This window comes from Cupriavidus sp. MPR-AND1C, from assembly GCF_058809705.1.
Map to the genome: position 1 here is coordinate 1 of NZ_JBXASU010000188.1, position 2,144 is coordinate 2,144.

A 2,144-nucleotide genomic window follows, 5' to 3' on the forward strand; every position below is an offset into this window, starting at 1 on the left:
CCCGAGCGCCCGCCCCTAGATGAACCAGAGCGAGCAGGACAAGCTGAAGCCGGCGATCGAGCTGCCGAGCGTGACGCCGGAGCAGGATTCCACGCCGGCCGCCGTCGACGGCATGGCGTTCGCGCGCCTGTACGGCGAGCCCCTGTTCAAGCTGCCGCAGGACCTGTACATCCCGCCGGACGCGCTGGAAATCTTCCTGGAAGCGTTCGAGGGGCCGCTGGATCTGTTGCTTTACCTGATCCGCAAGCAGAACTTCAACGTCCTCGATATCCCGATGGCGCAAGTGACGCGTCAGTACCTCACGTATATCGAGCAGATCCGCAAGAGCAATCTTGAGCTGGCCGCCGAGTACCTGCTGATGGCCGCCATGCTGATCGAGATTAAGTCGCGCATGCTGCTGCCGGTGAAAAAGTCCGACAGCGACGACGAAGAAGAGGATCCGCGCGCCGAACTGGTCCGCCGCCTGCTCGAGTACGAGCAGATGAAGCTGGCGGCCATGCGCATCGACCAGGTGCCGCAGCTCGGGCGCGATTTCCTGCACTCACAGGTCTACATCGAGCAGAGCATCGCGCCGCGCTTCCCCGATGTGGAAGTGGTGGACCTGCAGGCCGCATGGGCCGACGTGATCAAGCGCGCCAGGCTCAACCAGCACCACAAGATCTCGCGCGAGGAATTATCCGTTCGCGAGCACATGAGCCACATCCTGCGCCGCCTGCAGCATACCCGCTTCATGGAGTTCAGCGAACTCTTCGAAGACGCGGTGCGTTCCGGCAAGGGCGTGCCGGTGGTGGTGGTCAACTTCGTCGCCATGCTCGAGCTATCGCGCGAAGCCCTGGTCGAGATCACCCAGGCCGAACCCTTCGCACCGATTTATGTGCGATTGGCGTACGTTCCCAGCTAAGCCGCACCAATGGCGCCGCCCGCCTCGGGCCACATGCTCTACAATCCGCCGACAATCGGCGCCACCTAGAGCACCGGACCGGCCTCCCGGCGCACACCCGCGCCAGGGCATTCCTACCACGACCAGCACACCAACTTCATGAAAGTCATCTCCTCCATTCACGAGTTGCGGGACCAGTTGCGCGGGCAGAACCGGGCGGCGTTCGTGCCGACCATGGGCAACCTGCACGAAGGCCACCTGTCGCTGATGCGCCTGGCGCGCCAGCATGGTGACCCGGTGGTCGCGTCGATCTTCGTCAACCGGCTGCAGTTCGGTCCCAATGAGGATTTCGACAAGTACCCGCGCACGCTGCAGGACGACATCGAGAAGCTGCAAAAGGAAGGCGTCTATGTGCTGTTTGCGCCCACCGAGCGCGACATGTACCCGGAGCCGCAGGAATACCGCGTGGAGCCGCCGCACGACCTGGGCGACATCCTGGAAGGCGAGTTCCGCCCCGGCTTCTTCAAGGGCGTCTGCACCGTGGTGATGAAGCTGCTGTCCTGCGCGCAGCCGCGCGTGGCCGTGTTCGGCAAGAAGGACTACCAGCAACTGATGATCGTGCGCCGCATGGTCCATCAGTTCGCGCTGCCGATCGACATCGTCCCCGCCGAAACCGTGCGCGCCGAAGACGGCCTGGCCCTGTCCTCACGCAACCGCTACCTGACGCCCGACGAGCGCACCGAAGCCCCGGTGCTCTACAAGACACTGCACGAAGTCCGCGATACCGTCCTGGCCGCCAACAGCGCCAGCGCGGATCTCGCCGCCATCGAAGCCAGCGCCAAAGCCGCCCTGCAAGCCCGCGGCTGGCAACCCGACTACGTCTCCATCCGCAAGCGCGTGGACCTGCAAGCCCCCACCCGCGAAGAATACGTAGCCGGCGAACCGCTGGTCATCCTGACCGCAGCCAAGCTAGGCGCAACCCGGTTGATCGACAACCTGGAAATCTGATGAAGTCGAGGCCTGGACACCCCGGGCCTCAAAGTGTCACCTATGTGAGTGAACTCGCATGGCAACCGTTCGTCTTAGCCGTGTGACCCGCCCCCAAGGCGGGGAACACCCCAGCGCGATGCGAAGCGAGCCGTCAAGGTGTGCCAAGGCCGTATGGGGCGCCTCGGGCTTCGGCGAAAAGAGCGGAAGAGAGGGACCCATGTCTGAGTATCGCCTCAAGGCGATGCGAGTTTGGGTCCCGGCCGCTCTTTTCGTC

At 64.0% G+C, this 2,144-nt stretch carries 2 protein-coding genes; both read left to right on the plus strand.

Annotated elements, in window-relative coordinates; all coding sequences use genetic code 11:
• The first annotated feature begins 19 nt into the window (after positions 1-19).
• The gene (locus AC1RWI_RS37900; protein ID WP_043348815.1) at positions 20-901 is read left to right on the plus strand and encodes a segregation and condensation protein A; all 882 of its coding nucleotides are present in this window, start codon (positions 20-22) and stop codon (positions 899-901) included.
• Positions 902-1,039: 138 nt separating this feature from the next.
• Positions 1,040-1,888 (plus strand): pantoate--beta-alanine ligase, encoded by an 849-nt coding sequence (gene panC / locus AC1RWI_RS37905; RefSeq protein ID WP_043348819.1) that lies wholly within the window; start codon positions 1,040-1,042, stop codon positions 1,886-1,888.
• The last annotated feature ends 256 nt before the right edge of the window (positions 1,889-2,144 follow it).

What these genes read in the sequence shown, in the direction of transcription:
- panC (WP_043348819.1), top strand. Translation starts at nt 1,040, where the DNA reads ATGAAAGTCATCTCCTCCATTCACGAGTTGCGGGACCAGTTGCGCGGG.
- AC1RWI_RS37900 (WP_043348815.1), top strand. Translation starts at nt 20, where the DNA reads ATGAACCAGAGCGAGCAGGACAAGCTGAAGCCGGCGATCGAGCTGCCG.